The following is a 22423-nucleotide window of genomic DNA, read 5'->3' as shown; positions in this document are numbered from 1 at the left end:
AGCTTGCTCGCGATGCTGTCGACGCGGTCTTACCGTTAAACCACGCCGATTCAATCACGAGCAAGCCCGTTCCCACGGGCACGCGCCTCAACTGATCTGCAACGTGGAATTGAACTGGCTGATGGCGTCGACCACATGCCGGGAGCCCTGCTGGATCTCCAGAATCGCCTCCCCCGCCTCATTGGCCAGTGAAACCCCCAGCCCGGTTCGGCTCAAGCTCGATTGCATGCTGTTTACCGCGCTCAACGACAGGTCATGGTTTTTACGCACCACCTCGACAATTTCAATGGTCGCCGCACTGGTGCGCGCCGCCAGGCTCCTGACCTCGTCAGCCACCACCGCAAACCCACGCCCGTGCTCTCCGGCCCTAGCCGCTTCAATGGCCGCATTGAGTGCCAGCAGGTTGGTTTGATCGGCAATGCCGCGAATGGTCTGGACGATCTTGCCGATGATTTCCGACTGCTTGCTCACCGCATCGATACTGCTCGCGGCCTCGTTGAGGTCTTTGGAAATGGCCTCGATGGTTTGCACCGTTTGCTGAACCACTTGCGAACCTTTCTGCGCGCACGCGTCGTTTTGTACTGACGTCGCGTGGGCCGATTCAGCGGCGGTTTGCAGGTTGCTGACCTGTGCGGTGATGTCGCTGGCAAACTTCACCACTTTATACAGGCGGCCTTTGGCATCGAATATCGGGTTGTAGGAAGCCTCCAGAAAAACCGTGTGGCCATATTTATCGACCCGTTCGAAACGTCTGGAATGGTATTCACCGCGATTGAGTGACTCCCAGAAGGCTTTGTACTCGGCGGACTCGGCTTCGCTGCGGCGGCAGAACATGCTGTGGTGCTGGCCTACGATCTCTTGCAACGAATAATGCACGGTGTTGAGAAAGTTCTGATTGGCATTGATAACCCGGCCATCAGGGGAAAACTCGATCATGGCCATGGAGCGGCTCAAGGCATTCACGATGCTCTGGTTTTCGTGCTCTTTATTGACCCGGTCGGTGATGTCGGCCGCCACTTTCATCACACTGAGCACCTGCCCGCTGGCGTCGGTGATCGGCATGTAGCTGGCCTCTAGCCAGATTTCACGCCCTGTTTTGTCGAGCCGGGTGAACGTCCCGCTCAGCGGCGCACCACTGGCCAGGCTCTTCCAGAATTGCGCGTATTCAATGCCGCGCTGGTAGGCGTCTTCGCAAAAAATCCGGTGATGCTTGCCGCGAATCTCGTCGACGGTATAACCCATCGCCCGGCAAAAATTGTCATTGGCCTCAAGAATGATCCCTTCAGGGGTGAACTCGATGATGGCCATTGAACGACTGACGGCCAATGCCTTGGCCTTCATGTCCTCCAAAGAACAACTTAAGCGCTGATTCTCGAGCAGGTCGGCTTTACGACGCGAATTAAACATGACTCAACCCCTGATGATGCTTTCTTGTGATGATGTGTAATTTTCAAGGCACAACAAAACCTCAGCCCATGTAACGCTTGCTGTTTGCATTACAACGAATCAGGGGAAAAGCCACTTCATATTCGGGCCCCTATGGTCCCAAGCATAGACAGGCCTAAACAGGGTGCAAGCAAATTGCCAGCAAGGGGCGACGAAACGCACAGCACGGGCTGCAGGCATCTGCTCGATTCAGTTAGCTGGCTAACTTATGTTTAAAGGTGAATATTCAAAAAAGCTCGCAAAGTGCACTTTCCAATAACCAATAAACACTCAAACGAATACAAATCGAGAGACTTAAATGATTCAGCGCTGTGTATATACTGCGCGCTTATTTTTAACGCCCGTGGACGACATGACCGCCATTGTTTACGCCCCGCTCGAAGCGCCATTGTGGCCATTAATGAACAAGTTTTACCGCGCGCATCAGTCGTCGATGAAAGCCAGTAAAGACGCACAACTGTGGGTTGCACGTCAGCAAGACATCATTGGCGGGTTGTGCCTGCGCTCAATGGCTCATGGTTATTGGCTGACCGGGTTATTTGTTGCGCCCGCGTTGCGTGGGCAAGGGGTTGCCGGGGCATTGGTGAAGGCGTCGGTGGCCGCCTGCGAGGGACCGGTGTGGCTGTTCTGCGACCCCGAGTTGCAAGGCTTTTATGAAGGGCTGGGGTTTAGCGTGGAAGTCGACTTGCCCTATGTGTTGCATGAGCGGCTGGTTCGCTATCAACGCAATAAAGCGATGATAGCGATGGGCCTTGAGCCTACTCTTGCGTGCCCGGCGCCAGCTCCGGGAACAACACCTCAATAAAGCCGAACTTGCTGAAGTCCTTGATGCGTGACGGGTACAGACGGCCGATCAGGTGATCACACTCGTGCTGCACAACGCGCGCATGAAAGCCATCAGCAACGCGTAAGACGGGATCACCCTTGGGGTCAAAACCTTCGTAACGGATCTTCTCGAAGCGCTCGACCACACCGCGCAGCCCTGGCACTGACAAGCAGCCTTCCCAATCTTCTTCAACCGCAGGGCTCAAGGGCGTGATCAGCGGGTTGATCAAGATGGTTTGCGGCACGGGTTCGGCGTCCGGGTAACGCTCACTGTGTTCGAAGCCAAAGATCACCAGTTGCAAATCAACGCCAATTTGCGGAGCCGCCAGACCAACGCCACCGGCGTGCTCCATGGTCTGCAGCATGTCGTCGATCAGTTGCCACAGCTCTGGCGTATCAAACATCTCGGGAGGCACTGGCTTGGCAACTCGCAGCAGGCGCTCATCACCCATTTTCAAAATTTCACGAATCATAATCAGGCTTCATCTGAAGTGGATTTAAGGGAGTGGTCGCGCCCAAGCCCGGACACATGCGGTGTGTCGTCGGACTCTTCGAAGGTTTTCTCACCCGGATCTTTGCCTTCAGCTGACATGTGCTCGATAACAGCGTTCATTTCAGCCCCCAACAACAATACGGCTGACGAAATATAGAAATACAGCAACAGCACAATGATCGCCCCGATGCTGCCATACATCGCGTTGTAATCGGCGAAGGTTTTCACATAAAACGCAAAACCCAACGACGCAGCGATCCACACCACCACGGCCAACACCGAGCCTGGCGTAATAAAACGAAACTTCTGCTCAACGTCTGGCATCACGTAGTAGATGACCGCCACGGCCACCATCATCAGCAGGATAATCACCGGCCAGCGCAGGATGGTCCACAACGTGACCACGAACTCCTCAAGCCCCACCTGCCCCGCCAGCCAGCCCATCACTTGCGGCCCAAGCACCATCAACGCGGCAGCTGCCAGGAGCATCCCGGCAATGCCGATGGTGTAAAAAATCGACAGCGGAAAGCGCTTCCAGATTGGCCGCCCTTCCACCACGTCGTAGGCGGCGTTCATGGCACTCATCATCAAGCGCACGCCCGCCGAAGCGGTCCACAGCGCGACGACAATACCGAAAGACAGCAAGCCACCCTTCGATTGCTCCAACTGGTCAATCACCGGGTTTACCTGCTCCAGCGCTTGTGGCGGCAGGACCAGCTCGGACTGCAAACGCAGCCAGCTGAAAAAGTCAGGCAAATGCAAAAAGCCGATCAGTGCGATCAAAAACAGGATGAACGGGAACAGCGAGAAGAGCATTTGATAGGCCAAAGCCGAGGCATAGGTCGACATTTCATCGTCGATAAATTCTTTGACCGTACGCACCAACACTTTGCCTAACGGCAGGCCATTCAAGACCGGAAAAATCATAGCGTCTCCTTTCGCCGCTTATAAATTGAGTTCGACACACCCTCTGCAACGGGTTCAGTACGGGGGTTTTACCTCAAAAGTAGTTCAAATGGCGACTTTGGAAATACTTAACCGCAAAACCCATAAAAACGGCCACCTCAAGGATGGCCGTTTTCAGGGCTAGTGACGAAGTCACCCGATTAGGCTTTATCGACGGTGTTCTTCACTGCATCTTTGGCTTTACCGACAGTCTGTTGCGCTTCGCCCTTCAGTTCCTGGGCTTTGCCTTCTGCGCGCAGCTTGTCGTTGTCGGTGGCTTTACCCACCGCTTGTTTGACATTGCCTACTGCTTCGTTCGCCATGCCTTTGATCTTATCGCCAGTGCTGCTCATGGGATTTCTCCTAGTGAAAGTTCGGATGTCATTCTCGACATCTAGGTTGACCCGCAGACGTCGAGCAGAGTTTCATTTATTTTCTGTGGCTCATTTCGTCGCGCAGCGCAGGTTGAGCTTTATGTTTGCCCGCTAACCCCTGAGAATGCGCAACGTATTCAGGCTATGGCGCTGAAGATCCGCAATTGTAGGAAGGTTATGAAACTCGATAAAAAGCAGGCCATCGCCCGCAGAAACCAGGAACTTGGCGGCGCGGTACTGGGCGTCAACAACTGCCATCTCGCTACGTTGAACACCAACAAGAACATCTGGTGGTTCGATATTCCTTTGGCCCGCCTGGCCATCGGTCAATACGAATGGGTGCACCTGCTGTTGCACACCCCGAGCACCGATGAGTTGCTGCATTTGAAGGTCACTACCGCTTTCCTGCGTGAAAAACGCGAAGGCATGGTGGTCCGCGCGACGCACAAGCGCACGCCGACCATGAGCCTTGAACTGAGCGCAGACAAAGACTCCTTCCTGCAGGACGTGCGTCCAGCAGGCACCGGCGTCAATTTCGCGCAGTTCCTGCAGAAGTAATTGAGTTCACCCTCTGTAGGAGCGAGCTTGTCTCGCGATCTGTTTAAAAAATCAAAAGATCGCGAGGCAAGCTCGCTCCTACAGAGGGTGTGCAGCCGCTGCAAAAACAACAAAGCCCCGCAATGCGGGGCTTTGTTGTGTCTGGGCGGGGTTACTTTTTGAGGCCCAGTTTTTTCAGTTCTTCATCGCGCAATTCGCGACGCAAGATCTTGCCCACGTTGGTCGTTGGCAGGCTCTCACGGAACTCGATGATCTTGGGTGCTTTGTAAGCCGTCAGGTTGGCCCGCATGTGTGCCATGACCTGTTCTTTGGTCAGGGTCATGCCCGGCTTGACCACGATGAAGACCTTGATCAGTTCACCGGTTTTTTCATCCGGAATACCAATCGCCGCCGACTGCAAAACACCTGGCAACGAGGCCATCACGTCTTCCAGCTCGTTCGGGTACACGTTGAAGCCCGACACCAGGATCATGTCTTTTTTGCGGTCAACGATGCGCATATAGCCATCCGGCTGAATCACCGCAATGTCACCGGACTTCAACCAGCCATCGCTGTCCATGATTTCGGCGGTGGCATCAGGACGCTCCCAGTAGCCTTTCATGACCTGCGGGCCTTTGATGCACAGCTCGCCAATTTCACCCAACGGCAACTCTTCGCCCGCATCGTTGATGACTTTGCACAAGGTAGAAGGCATCGGGATCCCGATGGTGCCCACCTGGATGTTCTGGATCGGGTTGACCGACGCCACCGGGCTGGTTTCGGTCATGCCGTAGCCTTCGCAGATCGGACAACCGGTCACGGTCTTCCAACGCTCAGCCACTGACAATTGCAACGCCATACCGCCCGACAAGGTGACCTTGAGGTGCGAAAAGTCCAGCTTGCGGAAAGCCTCGCTGTTACACAGCGCAATAAACAAGGTGTTTAGCCCGACAAAGCCGGAGAACTTCCACTTCGACAGTTCTTTAACCATCGCCGGCAGATCGCGCGGGTTGCTGATCAGGATGTTGTGGTTGCCCAGCAACATCATCGCCATGCAATGGAAGGTAAACGCGTAGATGTGGTACAGCGGCAACGGGGTGATGAGGATCTCGCTGCCTTCATTGAGGTTGGAGCCCATCAGCGCCTTGCACTGCAACATGTTGGCGATCAGGTTGCGGTGGGACAGCATCGCGCCCTTGGCCACGCCGGTGGTGCCACCGGTGTATTGAAGCACCGCAACATCACTGCTGATCGGGTTGGCTTCCTTGACGGGCTGGCCATGACCTTTGCTCAGGATGTCATTGAACTTGATGGCGTTCGGCAAGTGGTACGCCGGGACCATTTTTTTCACGTACTTGATGACGCTGTTGATCAGCACACGCTTGAACGGCGACAGCATGTCGGCCACTTCGGTGACGATCACATACTTGACCGAAGTCTGCGGCACGACCTTTTCGGCCAGGTGCGCCATGTTGGCCAGACACACCAGCGCCTTGGCGCCGGAGTCATTGAACTGGTGTTCCATTTCCCGCGCGGTGTACAGCGGGTTGGTGTTGACCACGATCAAACCGGCGCGGATGGCTCCGAACACAGCAATCGGGTATTGCAACAGGTTGGGCAGTTGTACGGCGATACGGTCGCCAGGTTGCAGGTCGGTGTGCTGTTGCAACCAGGCAGCAAAGGCGCCTGACAGCTCGTAAAGCTCACCGTAGGTGATGGTTTTGCCGAGGTTACTGAAGGCCGGCTTATCGGCGAAACGTTGGCAAGATTGGCGCAATACCGTCTGAATATTTGGGTATTCGTCAGGATTGATTTCAGCAGCAATCCCAGCTGGGTACTTATCCTTCCAAAAGTCTTCAATCATGGAAGCCCACTCCTCAGCGTCGCGAATTCTTCACCGCATTTGATGCGGTTATTATTTGTTTGATTTTTGTAATGGTAATTCTGGCTTTTTTACTTACCGAGAAGTCACAAAGCGCGCCGAGAGTAGCAGCTTTGCCAGAGGCCGCCTAGAGCCAAAAAAGGCCCTTAGCGTCACTTTTCTGACTGTCCTACAATCCTAAGTCACCATTAGAGCCATAACTCTATTTTTGTCAAAACCCGTCTAAACAAGGGCTTACAGCGCCATCAACGGCCTTTTCAAGACGCGACCCGGTTGATTTAACACTCAATAAAAAAGCCCGCGTGCCAAAGGCACACGGGCATTTGTCGCCTGACTGAACGAATCAGACGGTATCTCGTAACTCGCGGCGCAGGATCTTGCCCACCGGCGTCATGGGCAATGAATCCCGAACCACAATCTGCTTGGGCACTTTGTAGCCGGTGAAATTGTCTTTGCAGTACGCATTGAGCTCTTCAACGCTCACCCCGCCAGCACGCGGCACCACGAACAATTTGACGGCTTCGCCTGTCCGTTCGTCGGGTACTCCGATAACGGCACAGTTCGCCACTTTGGGGTGAGCCATCACGATGTCTTCGATTTCGTTGGGGTACACATTGAAACCCGAGACGATGATCAGGTCTTTTTTACGGTCGACGATGCGCACATAGCCATCGGGATCAATCACCGCGATATCGCCGGTCTTGAACCAGCCCTCGGCATCCAGCACCTCGGCCGTGGCCTCGGGGTTTTTCCAGTAGCCTTTCATGACCTGCGGGCCTTTGACACACAGTTCGCCGCGCTCCCCCAGCCCCAGTTCAGCCCCGTCATCGTTGATGACTTTCATGAGTGTGCCCGGCACCGGCATGCCCACCGTGCCCAAGCGGGCAAACCCGCCGTAGGGGTTAGCACTGGCAACCGGCGAGGTTTCGGTCAGGCCATAGCCCTCGACGATGCGGCAACCGGTGAGTTTTTCCCAACGCTCAGCCGTGGCCTTGACCAGCGCCGTGCCGCCCGAGTTGGTGAGTTTGAGTGAGGAGAAATCCAGGGTCTTGAATTCCGGGTGATCCATGAGTGCCACAAACAGGGTGTTCAGGCCCAAAAATGCAGTGAACCGCCAGTTTTTAAGCTCCTTGATAAAACCTGCGATGTCACGCGGGTTGGTGATCAGGATGTTGTGGTTGCCGGTCACCATCATGCACATGCAATTCGCGGTAAACGCATAGATATGGTAGAGCGGCAACGGCGCCACCATGATTTCCTGGCCTTCCTTGAGCAGCGGCAAACCATCTTCGGCATGCTGGGACAAGCAGCCACGAATCTGCTGCATGTTGGCTACCAGATTGCCATGGGTGAGCATGGCGCCTTTGGGCAAACCTGTGGTGCCGCCGGTGTATTGCAGCACAGCTATGTCGTCCAGCCTGACTTGCAGCGACCGCAACGGATGCCCTGCTCCCTGCTGCAACACCTGCTTGAAAGGAATGGCCTGCGGCAACCGGTAAGACGGCACGAGCTTTTTAACCTTGTCGACTACCAAGTTGGTGACCCAGCCTTTGACGGTGGGCATCAGGTCGCCCATTTTTGCTTCGATCAGGTATTCGATTTCAGTGTCTTCGAGCACCTCCTGCACGCGCTTGCCAAACATGTTCAGGTAGACCAATGCACGTATGCCCGCACTCTTGAACTGATGGCGCATTTCACGCGAGGTGTACAACGGGTTGGTGTTAACCACCACCAGGCCCGCACGCAACGCACCAAACACCGCAATCGGGTACTGCAGGATATTGGGCATTTGTACCGCGATGCGATCACCGGGCACCAGGTTGGTGTGCTGCTGCAAATAACCGGCAAACGCCGCGCTATGGCGATCAAGCTCGGCATAGGTCAGGGTGACCCCGAGGTTACTGAAGGCAGGCCGGTCTGCAAATTTTTTGCAGGAGCGCTCAAAGACATCCACCACTGAGGTGAAGGCAGTCATATCAATGTCCAGCGGTACGCCTGCGGGACGTTTGTCGTTCCAGAAATCAGGATGCATTGTTTTTATCCTCTTACCTGAGCATGTCTGGCTGCATCGTGATGCAGTAAAAGCACAGCATCCGGACGTTAACAGTTATCAAGTAGTAGGCAAATAAGGCGATCTTCGCCATTTACATCTTGAATCTTATTACTGTGATTTCGCCTGTGGTGCCGTTAATGCGCTATACAGTGCTACGACACCGTGTAAAGGAACTGCCATGAACCCACACACCTTTTGGCTGGAGACGAATGACCGCACAGGGCTTTTCGTGCACCAGTGGCTGCCTGAAGGTAAGCCCAAGGCGATTGTCTTGTTGGCCCATGGCATGGCCGAGCACGGTGGGCGCTACGCACGTTTGGGCCAGGCCTTGAGTGAGGCCGGTTTTGGGCTGTGTGCCCACGACCAGCGCGGGCATGGCAAGACGGCAGAACGCGGAACGCTGGGCTATTACGCCGATGAAGACGGCTGGTGCGCCGTGGTCAGCGATGTGGCGACCCTTAACCGCCACATTGGCCAGACTCACCCCGGCACACCCGTGTTTATTCTCGGCCACAGTATGGGCAGCTACATTGCCCAGGCGTACTTGCTGCATCACAGCGCCAGCGTGCAGGGCGCGATTCTCAGCGCTTCGAATTTTCAGCCGGTGGCGCTGTATCGCAGCGCCAGCCTGATTGCCCGTTTCGAACGCTGGCGCCAAGGGCCTAAAGGTCGCAGCGCGCTGATCGAGTGGCTGTCGTTCGGTTCATTCAATAAAGCCTTCAAGCCCAATCGCACACGTTATGACTGGCTTAGCCGCGATCCGGTCGAGGTCGACGCCTACGCCAATGACCCGTTGTGCGGTTTTAGGTGCACCAATCAGTTGTGGGTCGACCTGCTCGGTGGCTTGCAGCAAATCAGCAAAGCGTCCAATCTCGTCCAGATTGACTCTTCACTTCCGGTTTTGGTTATCGGCGGCACCTGTGACCCGGTCAGTGAAGGCAAGCGTCTGGTAGATCTGAGCGACGCTTTGCGCAAGGCGGGTATTCAACAGGTGCAACTCAACCTGTACCCCCACGCGCGTCATGAGCTATTTAATGAAACCAACCGCGACGATGTGACGGCTGATGTCATCGCATGGCTGAATCAGGCGCTAAGCTGTTCACGCCCGCCGCGCAGCGAATAATCGAACCATATTTTAGAAAAAAGACTTTAAAATCAAAATCTTGAAACTAATCACCCGTCACAGGACATGCGCTAGATGACCCAGGTTACCAACACCCCGTACGAAGCCCTCGAAGTCGGCCAGACTGCCAGCTACAGCAAAACCGTCGAAGAGCGTGATATTCAGCTTTTTGCGGCCATGTCTGGTGACCACAACCCGGTGCACCTCGACCCTGAATTTGCCGCAGCCACCATGTTCAAAGAGCGCATTGCCCACGGCATGTTCAGTGGTGCACTGATCAGCGCTGCCGTAGCGTGCGAGCTGCCCGGCCCGGGCACTATTTATGTTGGTCAGCAAATGAGCTTTCAGAAGCCGGTCAAAATCGGCGACACCCTGACTGTGCGTCTGGAGATTCTGGAAAAGCTGCCAAAGTTTCGCGTGCGCATTGCCACCCGTGTGTTCAACCAGCGCGAAGAAATCGTGGTCGACGGCGAAGCCGAGATCATTGCGCCACGCAAGCAACAAACCGTGAACCTGCCGGTGTTGCCAGCCATCAGCATTGGCTGATTGAGCGCCAAAAAAAGTGGGAGCGGGCTTGTTCGCGATACAAACAACGCGGTCCTGTTAGAGACCGCGTTGCTGCTATCGCGGGCAAGCCCGCTCCCACATTGGCTTAAGGGCTGAGGTTAAGCCCGGGCACGCGCCTGATTACGCAGTGCTTTAACCTGGTCGTGGTTGCGCTGTACGTTCAAGTACTGACGCTCAACCACATCACGGATGCCGACCAGATTGTGCTTGGAGATTTTCTCCAGCGCTTCTTTATAAGCTTTCAGCGCATGGTCTTCACCGCGCTCGGCTTCGTTGAGCACAGCCTCTTCACCTTTGCCGGTAAAGATCGATTTAACGTCGACCCAACGACGGTGCAGGTCACCGGCTACGCTGGTGCTGGTTTCCGGATCACCGCCAAGCTTGCGCACTTCGGCCTGAAGCTCAGCTGCGGCCGTGCCGCAATCTGCAGAACGCTTTACAAACAGCGCTTTGAGCTCAGGGTTCTTGATATCTTCGGCGCAGGTCTTGAAGCCTTCCTGGCCATCTTTGCTGGTTTCGATCAGGTCGTTCAGGACAGAGATGGCTTCTTTATTAAGGTCAGTCATTTTTCAATTCCTTGCTGAGTTGAGGATCGTGCAATAGAGATTGCAGTCCTCGTGCCAGCTTTTGAATAAAAATAAAACCTTATAAATCAATAAGTTAACCATTTATCAAAAATTAGCTTCCGGCTGTTTTGCATGATCTGTCAATTGGCCTGCATGCAAAATGCCTGTATTTTCCACCCTGTTGCTGCACGCACTGAAGGCCCAGGAATGAACCCCGAAAAACTCGAACTGCTGATCACCCACGAAATGCCCTTCGGCAAATACAAAGGCCGAATCATCGCCGACCTGCCGGGGCAGTACCTGAACTGGTTTGCCCGCGAAGGCTTCCCCAAAGGGGAATTGGGTGGTTTGCTGGCGTTGATGCAAGAGATCGATCACAACGGCCTTTCGGACCTGCTGGACCCGTTGCGGGCCAAACATGGCAAGCCCAAGCCACGTCATTAACGCCACAAATCCTGTAGGAGCGAGCTTGCCTCGCGATCTTTTGATCTTGATCCGAAAGGTTATAAGGCCCCAATCGACAGGCAAAAAAAAGGTGCGCCGACCAAGCGCACCAAAAACCGTAGAACACACAACAATTCGTTACTAGGTCATCAATCCAGCAGTGCCAGTGCCTCGGCGGTGCATTCTTGAATGCGCGCCCAATCACCGTTTTTGATCCACTCGCTGTCGAGCATCCAGCTACCGCCCACGCACATAACGTTTTTCAACGCCATGTAGTTGCGGATGTTCGCCGGGCCTACGCCGCCGGTCGGGCAGAATTTCACTTCGCCAAACGGGCCGCCCAGCGCCTTGATGGCAGCGACGCCACCGCTGACTTCAGCCGGGAACAGTTTGAACCGGCGATAGCCCAGGCCATAGCCTTCCATGATGCCGGAAGCGTTGCTGATGCCCGGCAGCAGCGGGATATCGCTAGCCACGCTGGCTTCGAGCAGGTCACGGGTAATGCCCGGCGTGACGATAAATTGCGAACCGGCTTCTTCGGCAGCCGCCAGCATGTGGCGATCCAGAATGGTGCCAGCACCGGTCACCAGCTCAGGGCGCTGATCACGCAGTACGCGGATGGCTTCCAGGCCGAACTCTGAACGCAGGGTGACTTCCAGGGCTGTCAGGCCACCAGCCGCCAGCGCATCGGCCAACGGCAAAATGTCCTGCTTACGCGCAATGGTAATCACCGGCAAAATGCGCGCCTTGGCGCACAAATCGTCGATCAGGGCGACTTTATCCGCCATCGAGACGTTGGCAATGCGTGTTGTCATGGCAGCTGATCCTTGGCTCATGGGCACCAGTAAATCTCTAACGTAGGTTGCAGAAAGGCACGAATCGGCAAGGCGGCAATGTCGGTGCCTCCCAGCGCATCGTTGAGGGTGTTCAATTTGCCCTGCCCGCTAATCGACAGGACCTTGTTTTTTGCGCTCGCCAACAGACTGCGGCTCATGCTCAAACGCTGATGCGGCACAGTCGGCGCCAGCATCGGCCAGCAGCGACGGGGGTTATCCAGCGTCAACGCTTCGGCCAGGTTCGGGCTGTTCGGGAACAACGAAGCGGTATGCCCGTCATCGCCCATGCCCAGTATCAGCACGTCAATCGGCGGCAGCTCGGCCAAGGCTCGATCGGCCTGTTCTGCGGCGTCTTCAAGATTGGCAGCAACGCTGTACAAGCCCACAAAGCGCGCTTTGGCAGCCGGGCCCTGAAGCAAATGTTTTTTCAGCAAACCGGCATTGCTGTCGGCGTGCTCTACCGGCACCCAGCGCTCGTCAGCCAGGCTGACGACCACTTTCGACCAGTCGAGCGGTTGTTTGATCAAGCTCTGGAAAAACGCCACCGGGCTACGACCGCCGGAAACCACCAGCGTTGCAGTACCTTGCGCCTGAATGGCGTCATTCAGTTGCCCGGCCACCTTAATGGCCAGCCCTTCGGCCAGTACCGCCGGGTTTTTGAAGGTGTGCGCAGTGACACCTTCGGGCAGTTTCAAATCAGATATCGCCATACCAAGACCTCCCGTCTCGTGTAATCAGTGCAATGGAGCTCATCGGCCCCCAGGAGCCCGCCGCGTAGGGCTTGGGCACATCACCGGACTTTTTCCAGCCAGCGATCAACTGGTCGCACCACTTCCACGCCGCTTCGATTTCATCTTTGCGTACGAACAGGTTCTGGTTGCCGCGCATCACTTCGAGCAACAAACGCTCGTAGGCGTCCGGTACCCGCGCGCTGTGATATGTGTCGGAAAAATTCAATTGCAACGGGCCGCTGCGCAGGTGCATGCCTTTGTCCAGGCCTTGGTCCTTGGTCATCACCCGCAGGGAAATGCCTTCGTCCGGCTGCAAGCGAATGATCAGCTTGTTACCGATTTGCAGGCGCTGCTCAGGAGCGAAGATGTAGTGCGACGGCTCCTTGAAGTGGATCACGATCTGCGACAGCTTTTGCGGCATGCGCTTGCCGGTACGCAGGTAAAACGGCACACCGGCCCAACGCCAGTTGCGAATGTCTGCTCGCAGGGCGACGAAAGTTTCGGTGTCGCTCTGGGTGTTGGAGTTCTCTTCTTCCAGGTAGCCCGGCACCGACTGGCCTTCGCTGTAGCCGGCGATGTACTGACCGCGTACCACCTGGGTGGTCAGGCCTTCGGCGCTGATCGGCGCCAGGGCCTTGAGCACTTTGACTTTCTCGTCACGGATGCTGTCTGCCGACAAGTCCGCAGGCGGGTCCATGGCGATCAGGCAGAGCAACTGCAACAAGTGGTTTTGAATCATGTCGCGCAGTTGGCCAGCCTTGTCGAAGTAACCCCAACGGCCCTCAATGCCGACCTTCTCGGCCACGGTGATTTCCACGTGGGAGATGTAGCGCTGGTTCCACTGAGTTTCGAACAGGCTGTTGGCAAAGCGCAGGGCAATCAGGTTTTGAACGGTTTCTTTGCCCAAGTAGTGGTCGATGCGGTACACGCGATTCTCGGGGAAGAACTGCGCCACGGCGTCGTTAACCTTGCGCGACGACTCAAGGTCCGAACCGATCGGCTTTTCCAGCACCACACGGGCGTTGTCAGCCAGACCGACTTTGGACAGGTTTTCGCAAATGGCGCCGTAGACCGCTGCCGGGGTGGCGAAGTAAGCGATGACTCGCTGTTCAGTCCCCGCCAGTTCGGCCAGCGGCACGTAATCTTCGGTCTTGAGAAAATCCACATGCAGGTAGCTCAAGCGCGCCAAAAAGCGCGTGAGCACGTCATCTTCGATTTCCTTGGCACCGACATACTGACGCAACTGACTGTCGATATGCGCCAGGTGGCTCAGTGCATCGCCGGGCTCACGGGCCAGCGCCAGAATGCGCGTGTCGGCATGCAGCAAGCCGGCACGGTCCAGTTGATATAAGGCAGGGAACAGTTTGCGCAAGGCCAGATCGCCCAGGGCGCCGAACAAGGCAAAGGTGCACGGTTCAACCGTAATCGAAGGCATGATGTTTGTTCTTTTATCAAGTTAAGCTACAAATACCTTTTTTCAAGGCATCACTCAAGGAAAAATGTAGTAATAAACACAACATTTTCTCTAAATACAGATTCCCGCTAGTGGTCATCTCGGGCCACCAGTAGGATAGGCCACCTCACGAACCGCTTTAGCACGGTTGATTGCATCGCCGACCCAAGGAACACAAATGGACCGCGTGCGAAATTTACTCGAACAGATCAAAGGCCGCCTCGAAGAGCTGAACAAGGCTGAGCGCAAGGTAGCTGAAATTATTCTCCAGAACCCGCAACAAGCGACCCGGTTCAGCATTGCTGCCCTGGCGCAGGCGGCGTCGGTCAGTGAGCCGACGGTCAATCGCTTTTGCCGCTCGTTTGGGGTCAGCGGTTATCCGGAATTAAAACTGCAATTGGCACAAAGCCTGGCCAGTGGCGCAGCTTACGTGAGTCGGGCGGTTGAGGCCGATGACAATCCGGCGGCGTACACGCAAAAGATTTTCGGCAGTGCGATTGCCTCGCTGGACAGTGCCTGCCAAGCCCTGGACCCGAACCTCATCAGCCGCGCCGTTGATTTGTTGATTCAGGCGCGCCAGATCCACTTTTTCGGGCTGGGTGCTTCGGCCCCGGTGGCGCTGGATGCACAGCATAAGTTCTTCCGTTTCAACCTCGCAGTCACGGCCCATGCTGACGTGCTGATGCAACGCATGATCGCGTCGGTGGCCCACACCGGCGAATTGTTCGTGATCATTTCGTACACCGGGCGTACCCGCGAGCTGGTTGAAGTCGCACGCATTGCCCGCGCCAACGGGGCTTCGGTGCTGGGCCTTACGGCAGAGAACTCACCGCTGGCCAAAGCCAGTACCTTGAGCCTGAACATCCCGCTGCCCGAAGACACGGACATTTACATGCCCATGACCTCGCGCATTATCCAGCTCACGGTGCTGGACGTGCTGGCCACCGGCATGACCCTGCGCCGGGGCGTGGATTTCCAGCCGCATTTGCGCAAGATCAAAGAAAGCCTGAATGCCAGCCGTTATCCGGTGGGGGATGAGTTCAACTGATCACCCTCTTGTAGGAGCGAGCTTGCCTCGCGATCTTTTAAAAGATCAAAAGATCGCGAGGCAAGCTCGCTCCTACAGTTTTTTATGGGGTCAGGCGTTACACAGCCCTGCCCGCGCCTGCAGGCTCAGGTGCGCTTGTTCGCCGGGGGCCAGGCTTTGGGTCTGGGCGCCAGTGCTGGCGGATTCGACACAGACAAACCCCATCACTTCATTCCAGCTCACGCCCAGCAACGGACGCTTGCCCGGGTGCCAGACCACGGTGTTGGCATGATCGCCGGTGTCGATGCTTAAAGCGCGCTGCCAAGCATGGTCGTTTAGCTGCATTTCACCTTCGTGCTGGAACACCCGCTGGCATCCACCCACCACCCGCAGTTCGCCTTTTTGCTGGCAAGCCTCGCGATTGAGCTGGTCGTAACCGCGCACACCATCAAGGCCGGACAGCGCTACCTCGGCCACGTCTCCAATCCGCCAATAAGCCCGCAACGCCTGGCTGACCTGGCAGGGTTCGTCGTCCTGGTGCTCGGTGCTCAGGCGCAGTTCCATGCTTTCACCCAATCGGGCGTGCAGATCAACCTGCCAGTCGCACAACTGCAAACGCCAGTGCAGCGAAACACCTTCTTCGTCGGTGCTGCTGTCCAGCAGTTTCCAGTCGATCAGCCGCGCCCAGCCATGGGACGGCCAGGCATTTTCGCTGGGATGGCGACCGTACCACGGCCAAAAGATCGGCACGCCACCACGGATCGCCCCCACTTGAGGCCATTTAGCCGCGCACCACAACCAGGGCTTTTGCCCGGTCGGCTTGAAGTGCAGCAACTGCGCACCTTGACGACTGAATACGGCCTGACAATGCGGGTGGTCGATGACCAGCACGTCGCGTTGCTGAAAACGCTCCCACTGGAAAATCGGCTGCTCACGCTTTGATTTGAAAAAACGGTGAAGCGGATGCTCATGCATGTCCCACAGTCCTGAAAATCATGTCGTCCAACCCTTTGGAAACGGCCTCGTCTGCATCAAAGCGCCCTCCCCAAAAAAAACCGGATAGCACAGGCTATCCGGAAAATACGCATAACGAAAAGGAGCTTATCGCAACAACCGTTAGAAGACCGACTGAATTTTCAAACCGGCCACCAATGCGTTATCCACTTTGTCCACGCCACCGGGGTGGGTGATGTACTGCAAGTTGGGACGCACGGTCAGCCAATTGGTCACGTGGATACCGTAGTTGAGCTCGTAGTTGTACTCGGTGTCGCGCAGCGGCGAGTACGACAGGCTGTCGTAGTTGGTGACATCATTGGCGACGTTGGCCAGCTCAGCGTTTTTCTTCACTTGGTCGTTGACGTGGATGCGGGCAAAGCCAATGCCGATGTCATCTTTTGGACGCGCATCGAACGGGCCTTTGTACACGAACATCAACGACTGGTAGTTGTCGACGATGTTGGTGGCCTTGTCATGGAAGGTTGCGTTGGCGGCAACGTTCAGGCCGCGCGATGCATCACCGTTGTGGCTGGTGAGTTGTTGCTGCACAACCAGCCAGTAACCGTGCTTGCTGTCATGCATGCGATACGGTTGACCGGTGGTAGCTGCATCCTGGCCGTTGATGTCTTCACGCAGGTCAGGCGCAGGGGCCGAGCTTTTGTAGTAACCGATGCGGTATTCGCCCGGCAGGTTGTTGACCTTGGGCGACCAGACCAGCTCGACCGGCAAGACCGTACCTTTGGTGCCGCTGCCGTTGAGTTTGAAGCCGTTGCCGTGCTCCAGTTGCGACGGGTTCTGGTTGTAGGCACCGATCTGCGCGTAGAACTCAGGCGTGATGTTGTATTTCACGCGCAGAGCCGCCTGGCTGACCGGCCAGTTGTACCAGATGTTGGTTGCCCAGTTACCCACCTGAGACCCGCAGAACGCCAGGTTCTGGAACTCGCACGGGAAGGTGTTGAAGTCTTCGCCTTCACCAAAGTAACCGGCTTTGACGTCGAGCTTGCCGTCGAGGAACTGATGCTGGATGTACAACTGGGTCAGTCGCACCATGTGCCCACGGCCGTAGACTTCTTGCGACGAACTCAAGGTGCCGGCACGCGGATCGCCGATACGGTCGTTGGAGATGTTCTCACCGTTACGGTTGGTGAGCTGGATCTTGGCCTGGGTGTTATCCCAGCCCCAGAGCTTTTGCAGGTCCAGCGCCACGCCCAGGCCAAACTGGTCGCTGTAACGCGCAGTTTTATTGTTGTTGTAGCCGCCATGCAGGTTGGCGCCTACTTCACCGACATAATCAGCCTTGATGTCGATGCCCTGTTCGATGAGCTTGGTCCGCTCGCCCCCCCAATCCCCGGTCATCCATTTTGAATCGGCACTGAACGCTTCGTCTGCCATCGCATTGGCAGACATAACCAGCACGGCGGCCGCTGACAGCTGGCAGAACAACCGGGTATTGCCGTGTTGCTTTTTCATCCCAAAATCCTCGTCTTTTGTTATTAACTGTTTTTATCTAACGCGGTTTACAACATCTTCAGCCAGAAACAACACGCGTCCTTGTGTGCAGCTTTAGCGTCCTTTGAATTGGGCGACGTTATCGCCCCTGCTGTCCTGGGCGGATAACGCAGCGCCAACCCCTAAACGCTCACCTGTCTGGGCATCAAACAGCAGTACCTTGGCCGGATCGAACTGCAAGTTCAGGCTCTCGCCCACTTGCGGCGCAACATCAGGTGCCAGGCGGCAGCACACCTTGACGTCATTGAGCTGGACAAACACCAGCGTGTCCGGCCCGGTGGGCTCGGTCACTTTGACTTCGGCGCGAAGCGTTGGCAGGCCATTGGCCTCGTGCGGTGCCAGCATGATCTGCTCGGGACGAATCCCCACGATGACATCCCGCTCTTCAAGCCCTGCGTCCTGCACCCCCAGCGGCAACTCACAACGTGCCTGCCCGCTGTCTAGCACGGCCATCAAGCGGCCGTCTTGACGCTTCAAGCGTAGACCAATGAAATTCATTGGCGGCGAACCGATGAAACTGGCGACGAACAGGTTGGCCGGATCGTTGTAGATCTGCTTGGGGGTGCCGAACTGCTGAATGATGCCGTCCTTCATGACCGCGACCTTGTCGCCCAGGGTCATGGCTTCGATCTGGTCGTGGGTCACGTAGACGGTGGTGGTCTTCAGACGCTGGTGCATCAGTTTCATTTCAGTACGCATCTCGACCCGCAGCTTGGCGTCGAGGTTGGACAGCGGCTCGTCGAACAGGTAGATCTTGGGCCGACGCGCCAGCGCACGCCCCATCGCCACCCGCTGCTGCTGACCACCGGACAACTGGCCGGGCTTGCGATTGAGCAAGTGCTCGATCTGCAACAGCTTGGCGACCCGCGCGACTTCTTCGTCAATGGCCGACTGGGCCATCTTGCGGATCTTGAGGCCGAACTCGATGTTCTCGCGCACGCTCATGGTCGGGTACAGCGCGTAAGACTGGAACACCATGGCGATGTCACGATCCTTGGGGCTCATGCCGCTGACGTCCTGATCATCAATCATGATCGCGCCGCCAGTGATGTTCTCAAGGCCCGCGATGCAGTTCATCAGCGTCGACTTGCCGCAGCCCGAAGGCCCGACCAGGATCAAAAACTCGCCGTCCTTGATCGACAGTTCAATGTTCTTGAGGGTGTCTGGCAGGCCAGCACCATAGGTCTTGTTTACGTTACGAAGCTCGAGCGTTGCCATGATTACCCCTTGACCGCGCCGGCCGTCAGCCCGCGCACGAAATACTTGCCTGCGACCACATAGACCAGCAGGGTCGGCAGCCCGGCGATCATCGCCGCCGCCATGTCCACGTTGTATTCCTTGACCCCGGTGCTGGTGTTGACCAGGTTGTTCAGCGCCACAGTAATGGGCTGGGAATCACCGCTGGAAAACACCACACCGAACAGGAAGTCGTTCCAGATCTGGGTGAACTGCCAAATCAGGCAGACCATGATGATCGGGGTCGACATCGGCAGAATGATCCGCCGAAAGATCGTGAAGAAACCCGCGCCATCCAGACGTGCAGCCTTCACCAGTGCGTCGGGAATGCTGACGTAGTAGTTACGGAAAAACAGGGTGGTGAACGCCAGCCCGTACACGATGTGCACGATCACCAAGCCCGTGGTGGTGCTGGCCAGGCCCATCTTGCCGAGGGTGAACGAGGCTGGCAGCAGCACGGTTTGAAACGGCAAGAAGCAGCCAAACAGCAGCAAGCCGAAAAACAACTGCGAACCGCGAAAGCGCCACATCGACAGCACGTAGCCGTTCAACGCGCCGATGGCGGTCGAAGCCAGTACCGCCGGAACGGTGATCTTGATCGAGTTCCAGAAGTAACCGTCAACGGTGGCCCAGGCCTTGACCCAGCCAATGCCGGTGACCACGCTCGGCCAGCTCAGCAAGTTGCCGGTGCTGATGTCTTCCGGGGTTTTGAAACTGGTCAGCAGCATCACCACCAAAGGCACCAGGTACAGCAATACCGCGACAATCAGCACCGCGTAGATCGCGATGCGGCTCAGGCTTATTGAGCGTTTGCCGGTCAGACTAGTCATTTCGCTTGGCCCTCAGCTCGGAATACAGGTAAGGCACGATGATCGCGAGAATCGCCCCGAGCATCAGAATCGCACTGGCCGAGCCCATGCCCATCTGGCCGCGACTGAAGGTGAAGGAGTACATGAACATGGCCGGTAAATCTGACGAGTAGCCCGGGCCACCGGCAGTCATCGCCGCCACCAGGTCAAAGCTCTTGATCGCGATATGCGCCAGGATCATCACCGCACTGAAGAACACCGGACGCAGGCTGGGCAGCACCACTTTCCAGTAAATGCGCGGCAAGCTTGCGCCATCGATCTGGGCGGCACGGATGATCGATTGATCCACCCCGCGCAGGCCCGCAAGAAACATGGCCATGATAAAACCCGAGGCTTGCCAGACGGCGGCGATGACCAGGCAATACACCACGCGGTCAGGGTCAATCAGCCAGTCGAGGCGAAAGCCTTCCCAGCCCCAGTCACGCAGCAGCTTGTCCAGGCCCATGCCGGGGTTCAGCAGCCATTTCCAGGCGGTACCGGTGACGATCATCGACAGCGCCATCGGGTACAGATAAATCGTGCGGATAAACCCTTCGCGGCGAATGCGCTGGTCGAGAAACACCGCCAGGGTCACGCCGATCACCAGGGTGATGCCGATAAACATGCCGCCAAACACCACCAGGTTCTTGCTGGCGACCCACCAGCGGTCGTTGTCGTACAAACGCTGGTATTGCGCCAAGCCAGCCCACTTGTAGGTCGGCAGAAAGGTCGAGGTGGTGAACGACAGAACGAACGTCCACAGGATGTAGCCATAGAAGCCCACCAACACGATGATCATGCTCGGCGCCAGCACCAGTTTGGGTAGCCAGCGTTGCAACACATCGAAGGGCGAGACTTTCCTGAACGCAGCAACAGAACTCATGGAGGAAATCCGTGCGAGGAAAAAGTAGAGACTGCTCCGGGCAGGAGCGAGCTTGTCTGGCGATCTTTTAGAACCTCAAAAGATCGCGAGGCGAGCTCGCTCCTACAGGAGTGGGGTTACTTGGCGGACTTGATCGCTGCGCCAAGTTTTTTGGCGGTGTCGGCCGGATCGGCTTTAGGGTCGTTGATGTAATTGGTGATTACGTCAAAGAACGCCCCCTGCACGGCCAGCGTGGTCGCCATGTTGTGCGCCATGCTTGGCTGCAGGCCGCCGGACTTGGCGTCTGCCAGGAAGTCCTTGGCCGAGGTCTGGGCACAGGCGTCAAAGCCGAGCTTTTCCATGTTGTTCAACATGTCGTTGCGAACCGGAATTGAGCCCTTGTTGATGCTGAAGACTTTCTGGAAGTCTTCACCCAGCGCCACCTTGGCAATGTCTTGTTGACCGGCCTTGGTGCCCTCGTCTTTCACCTTGAACACCGCCAGAGAGTCGATGTTGTAGGTGAAGGCTTTGTCAGTGCCCGGGAAGGCTACGCACTCATAGTCCTTGCCGGCGATTTTCTTGGCCGCGGTCCATTCACTCTTGGCCCAGTCACCCATGATCTGCATGCCGGCCTTGCCGTTGATGACTTTGGCCGCTTCCAGGTTCCAGTCCTGGCCTTTGCCATCGGCGTCCATGTAGGTCGCGACTTTCTTCAGCTCGGTCAGCGCCTTGACCATTTGCGGGCCGGTCAGGGCATCGTTGTCGAGGTCAACCAGGGCTTTTTTGTAGCCATCGACGCCCATGACCGAGAGCACCACCGCTTCAAACACGGTGCTGTCCTGCCAAGGCTGGCCGCCGTGGGCAAGCGCAATAAAGCCCGCGGCCTTGAGCTTGTCACCGGCTGCGTAGAATTCTTCGAGGGTGGTCGGTGGTTTTTCGATACCGGCTTTTTTGAAGACTTCAGGGTTGATCCACAGCCAGTTCACGCGGTGGATATTCACCGGCACGGCCACGTAATCACCGTCGTACTTCACGGTGTCGGAGACTTTCTTGTCGAGCAAGCTGTCCCACTTTTCGTCTTTGGCGACCGTCTTCAACACGTCAGTGTCGAGCAGCCCGGTAGACGCCCACTCTTGAATGTCCGGCCCTTTGATCTGTGCCATACCCGGCGGGTTACCCGCCACAGCACGGCTTTTCAGTACGGTCATCGCGGTGGCACCGCCCCCCCCGGCGACAGCGCCGTCCTTCCAGGTGAAACCGTCTTTTTCAACTTGAGCCTTCAGCACATCGACAGCAGCTTTTTCGCCACCTGACGTCCACCAGTGCACCACTTCAACCGAACCTTTGGAGTCGGCGGCATAGCTGCTCAGAGGGAATAGTGTGGCGAGAGAGATAACGACGGCGAGGCGATTGAATGAATTCATGAGATGCCCTTTCTTGTTGTTATAGCTGTGCAAGTCTTTTGCTTGCGCTACCAATGAGTGTATCCACGCGCCACCCGCCTCAAGTAACGAAGAGACGTCTGTTTGTCACCGTCCGGTGACATTCCAGAACGCGGCCACGGGGCTGTTTGAGATCTTTCAGTATGAGCAACGTCAGCCATCTTGTAGGCCAGAACCGTTGAAATCCCCACGAGATACAGTTTTTTCCGCATTGCCTGTAGGACGCAT

General features: G+C 56.4%; 21 protein-coding genes and 2 pseudogenes. 6 read left to right on the top strand and 17 right to left on the bottom strand.

The window, feature by feature from the left end; translation table 11 throughout:
- Positions 1-87 precede the first annotated feature (87 nt).
- Together GHO25_RS26855 and GHO25_RS26850 are read right to left on the bottom strand one after the other, a co-directional pair.
- A pseudogene (locus tag GHO25_RS26855) lies at positions 88-516 on the bottom strand (methyl-accepting chemotaxis protein); the annotation flags it as partial.
- Between the two features lie 123 nt (positions 517-639).
- Positions 640-1308: pseudogene (locus GHO25_RS26850) on the bottom strand (PAS domain-containing protein); the annotation flags it as partial.
- 490 nt (positions 1309-1798) lie between these two features.
- On the opposite strand from GHO25_RS26850, the gene GHO25_RS05900 reads away from it, so the two are divergent.
- Entirely contained in the window at positions 1799-2251 is a 453-nt protein-coding gene (locus tag GHO25_RS05900) for a GNAT family N-acetyltransferase (RefSeq protein ID WP_048385613.1), read from the top strand.
- On the opposite strand, the gene def is transcribed toward GHO25_RS05900, so the two are convergent.
- The 3 genes from def to GHO25_RS05885 form a co-directional block, all read right to left on the bottom strand.
- The gene (gene def, locus GHO25_RS05895; RefSeq protein ID WP_153390122.1) at positions 2205-2744 is read right to left on the bottom strand and encodes a peptide deformylase; all 540 of its coding nucleotides are present in this window, start codon (positions 2742-2744) and stop codon (positions 2205-2207) included. The two genes, GHO25_RS05900 and def, sit on opposite strands and share 47 nt — an antisense overlap.
- Positions 2745-2746: 2 nt before the next feature.
- Positions 2747-3691 (bottom strand): YihY/virulence factor BrkB family protein, encoded by a 945-nt coding sequence (locus tag GHO25_RS05890; protein WP_048367914.1) that lies wholly within the window; start codon positions 3689-3691, stop codon positions 2747-2749.
- Between the two features lie 179 nt (positions 3692-3870).
- Positions 3871-4062, bottom strand: a complete 192-nt coding sequence (locus tag GHO25_RS05885) for a CsbD family protein (protein WP_048367915.1) — start codon at positions 4060-4062, stop codon at positions 3871-3873.
- Positions 4063-4260: 198 nt separating this feature from the next.
- Between GHO25_RS05885 and GHO25_RS05880 the strand changes: the two genes are divergently transcribed.
- Positions 4261-4641, top strand: coding sequence for a hypothetical protein (locus GHO25_RS05880; protein WP_048367916.1), 381 nt, complete (start codon positions 4261-4263; stop codon positions 4639-4641).
- A 151-nt stretch (positions 4642-4792) separates the two neighbouring features.
- On the opposite strand, the gene fadD1 is transcribed toward GHO25_RS05880, so the two are convergent.
- Positions 4793-6484: a long-chain-fatty-acid--CoA ligase FadD1 gene (fadD1, locus tag GHO25_RS05875; RefSeq protein ID WP_123749780.1), complete on the bottom strand. Its 1692-nt coding sequence runs from the start codon at positions 6482-6484 to the stop codon at positions 4793-4795.
- 361 nt (positions 6485-6845) lie between these two features.
- The gene (gene fadD2, locus GHO25_RS05870; protein WP_153390121.1) at positions 6846-8534 is read right to left on the bottom strand and encodes a long-chain-fatty-acid--CoA ligase FadD2; all 1689 of its coding nucleotides are present in this window, start codon (positions 8532-8534) and stop codon (positions 6846-6848) included.
- A 199-nt stretch (positions 8535-8733) separates the two neighbouring features.
- Here fadD2 and GHO25_RS05865 point away from each other — a divergent pair, with 199 nt between their 5' ends.
- Positions 8734-9678, top strand: a complete 945-nt coding sequence (locus GHO25_RS05865; protein WP_153390120.1) for an alpha/beta hydrolase — start codon at positions 8734-8736, stop codon at positions 9676-9678.
- Positions 9679-9753: 75 nt separating this feature from the next.
- On the top strand, positions 9754-10224 hold the full coding sequence (locus tag GHO25_RS05860; protein ID WP_048367923.1) for a MaoC family dehydratase: 471 nt from the start codon (positions 9754-9756) through the stop codon (positions 10222-10224).
- A gap of 119 nt (positions 10225-10343) precedes the next feature.
- Here GHO25_RS05860 and GHO25_RS05855 read toward each other — a convergent pair whose 3' ends face one another.
- Positions 10344-10811, bottom strand: coding sequence for a PA2169 family four-helix-bundle protein (locus GHO25_RS05855; RefSeq protein ID WP_048367924.1), 468 nt, complete (start codon positions 10809-10811; stop codon positions 10344-10346).
- Positions 10812-11018: 207 nt separating this feature from the next.
- Between GHO25_RS05855 and GHO25_RS05850 the strand changes: the two genes are divergently transcribed.
- Positions 11019-11255 carry a DUF3820 family protein gene (locus GHO25_RS05850; RefSeq protein ID WP_048367925.1) on the top strand — a complete coding sequence of 79 codons (237 nt, stop codon included), beginning with the start codon at positions 11019-11021 and terminating at the stop codon, positions 11253-11255.
- 149 nt (positions 11256-11404) lie between these two features.
- Here the strand turns inward: GHO25_RS05850 and GHO25_RS05845 are convergent, their stop codons facing one another.
- The 3 genes from GHO25_RS05845 to zwf are packed head-to-tail and all read right to left on the bottom strand — an operon-like array spanning position 11405 to position 14257.
- Positions 11405-12070 (bottom strand): bifunctional 4-hydroxy-2-oxoglutarate aldolase/2-dehydro-3-deoxy-phosphogluconate aldolase, encoded by a 666-nt coding sequence (locus GHO25_RS05845; RefSeq protein ID WP_048367926.1) that lies wholly within the window; start codon positions 12068-12070, stop codon positions 11405-11407.
- Between the two features lie 17 nt (positions 12071-12087).
- On the bottom strand, positions 12088-12801 hold the full coding sequence (pgl, locus tag GHO25_RS05840; protein WP_153390119.1) for a 6-phosphogluconolactonase: 714 nt from the start codon (positions 12799-12801) through the stop codon (positions 12088-12090).
- Positions 12788-14257, bottom strand: a complete 1470-nt coding sequence (gene zwf / locus GHO25_RS05835; protein WP_048367930.1) for a glucose-6-phosphate dehydrogenase — start codon at positions 14255-14257, stop codon at positions 12788-12790. The genes pgl and zwf overlap by 14 nt, the downstream gene beginning before the upstream one ends.
- Positions 14258-14462: 205 nt before the next feature.
- Here zwf and GHO25_RS05830 point away from each other — a divergent pair, with 205 nt between their 5' ends.
- Entirely contained in the window at positions 14463-15323 is an 861-nt protein-coding gene (locus GHO25_RS05830) for a MurR/RpiR family transcriptional regulator (protein ID WP_173430580.1), read from the top strand.
- Positions 15324-15413: 90 nt separating this feature from the next.
- Here GHO25_RS05830 and GHO25_RS05825 read toward each other — a convergent pair whose 3' ends face one another.
- From GHO25_RS05825 to GHO25_RS05800, 6 genes are all read right to left on the bottom strand, one after another.
- Positions 15414-16277 (bottom strand): D-hexose-6-phosphate mutarotase, encoded by an 864-nt coding sequence (locus GHO25_RS05825; RefSeq protein ID WP_048367934.1) that lies wholly within the window; start codon positions 16275-16277, stop codon positions 15414-15416.
- Between the two features lie 141 nt (positions 16278-16418).
- Complete coding sequence (locus tag GHO25_RS05820) at positions 16419-17768, bottom strand: carbohydrate porin (RefSeq protein WP_048367935.1); 1350 nt, start codon at positions 17766-17768, stop codon at positions 16419-16421.
- Positions 17769-17861: 93 nt separating this feature from the next.
- A complete protein-coding gene (locus tag GHO25_RS05815) occupies positions 17862-19025 on the bottom strand; it encodes an ABC transporter ATP-binding protein (RefSeq protein ID WP_048367937.1) in 1164 nt (387 codons plus the stop codon).
- 2 nt (positions 19026-19027) lie between these two features.
- Positions 19028-19873, bottom strand: coding sequence for a carbohydrate ABC transporter permease (locus tag GHO25_RS05810; protein WP_153329581.1), 846 nt, complete (start codon positions 19871-19873; stop codon positions 19028-19030).
- Positions 19866-20774, bottom strand: a complete 909-nt coding sequence (locus tag GHO25_RS05805; RefSeq protein ID WP_048367941.1) for a carbohydrate ABC transporter permease — start codon at positions 20772-20774, stop codon at positions 19866-19868. Before GHO25_RS05805 ends, GHO25_RS05810 begins: the two co-directional genes overlap by 8 nt.
- Positions 20775-20890: 116 nt before the next feature.
- Positions 20891-22177 carry an ABC transporter substrate-binding protein gene (locus tag GHO25_RS05800; protein WP_048367943.1) on the bottom strand — a complete coding sequence of 429 codons (1287 nt, stop codon included), beginning with the start codon at positions 22175-22177 and terminating at the stop codon, positions 20891-20893.
- Positions 22178-22423 lie beyond the last annotated feature (246 nt).

Source organism: Pseudomonas sp. FSL R10-1350, from assembly GCF_009600525.1.
Classification (GTDB): Bacteria; Pseudomonadota; Gammaproteobacteria; order Pseudomonadales; family Pseudomonadaceae; genus Aquipseudomonas; species Aquipseudomonas helleri.
This window is presented reverse-complemented; position numbering and strand designations above follow the sequence as displayed.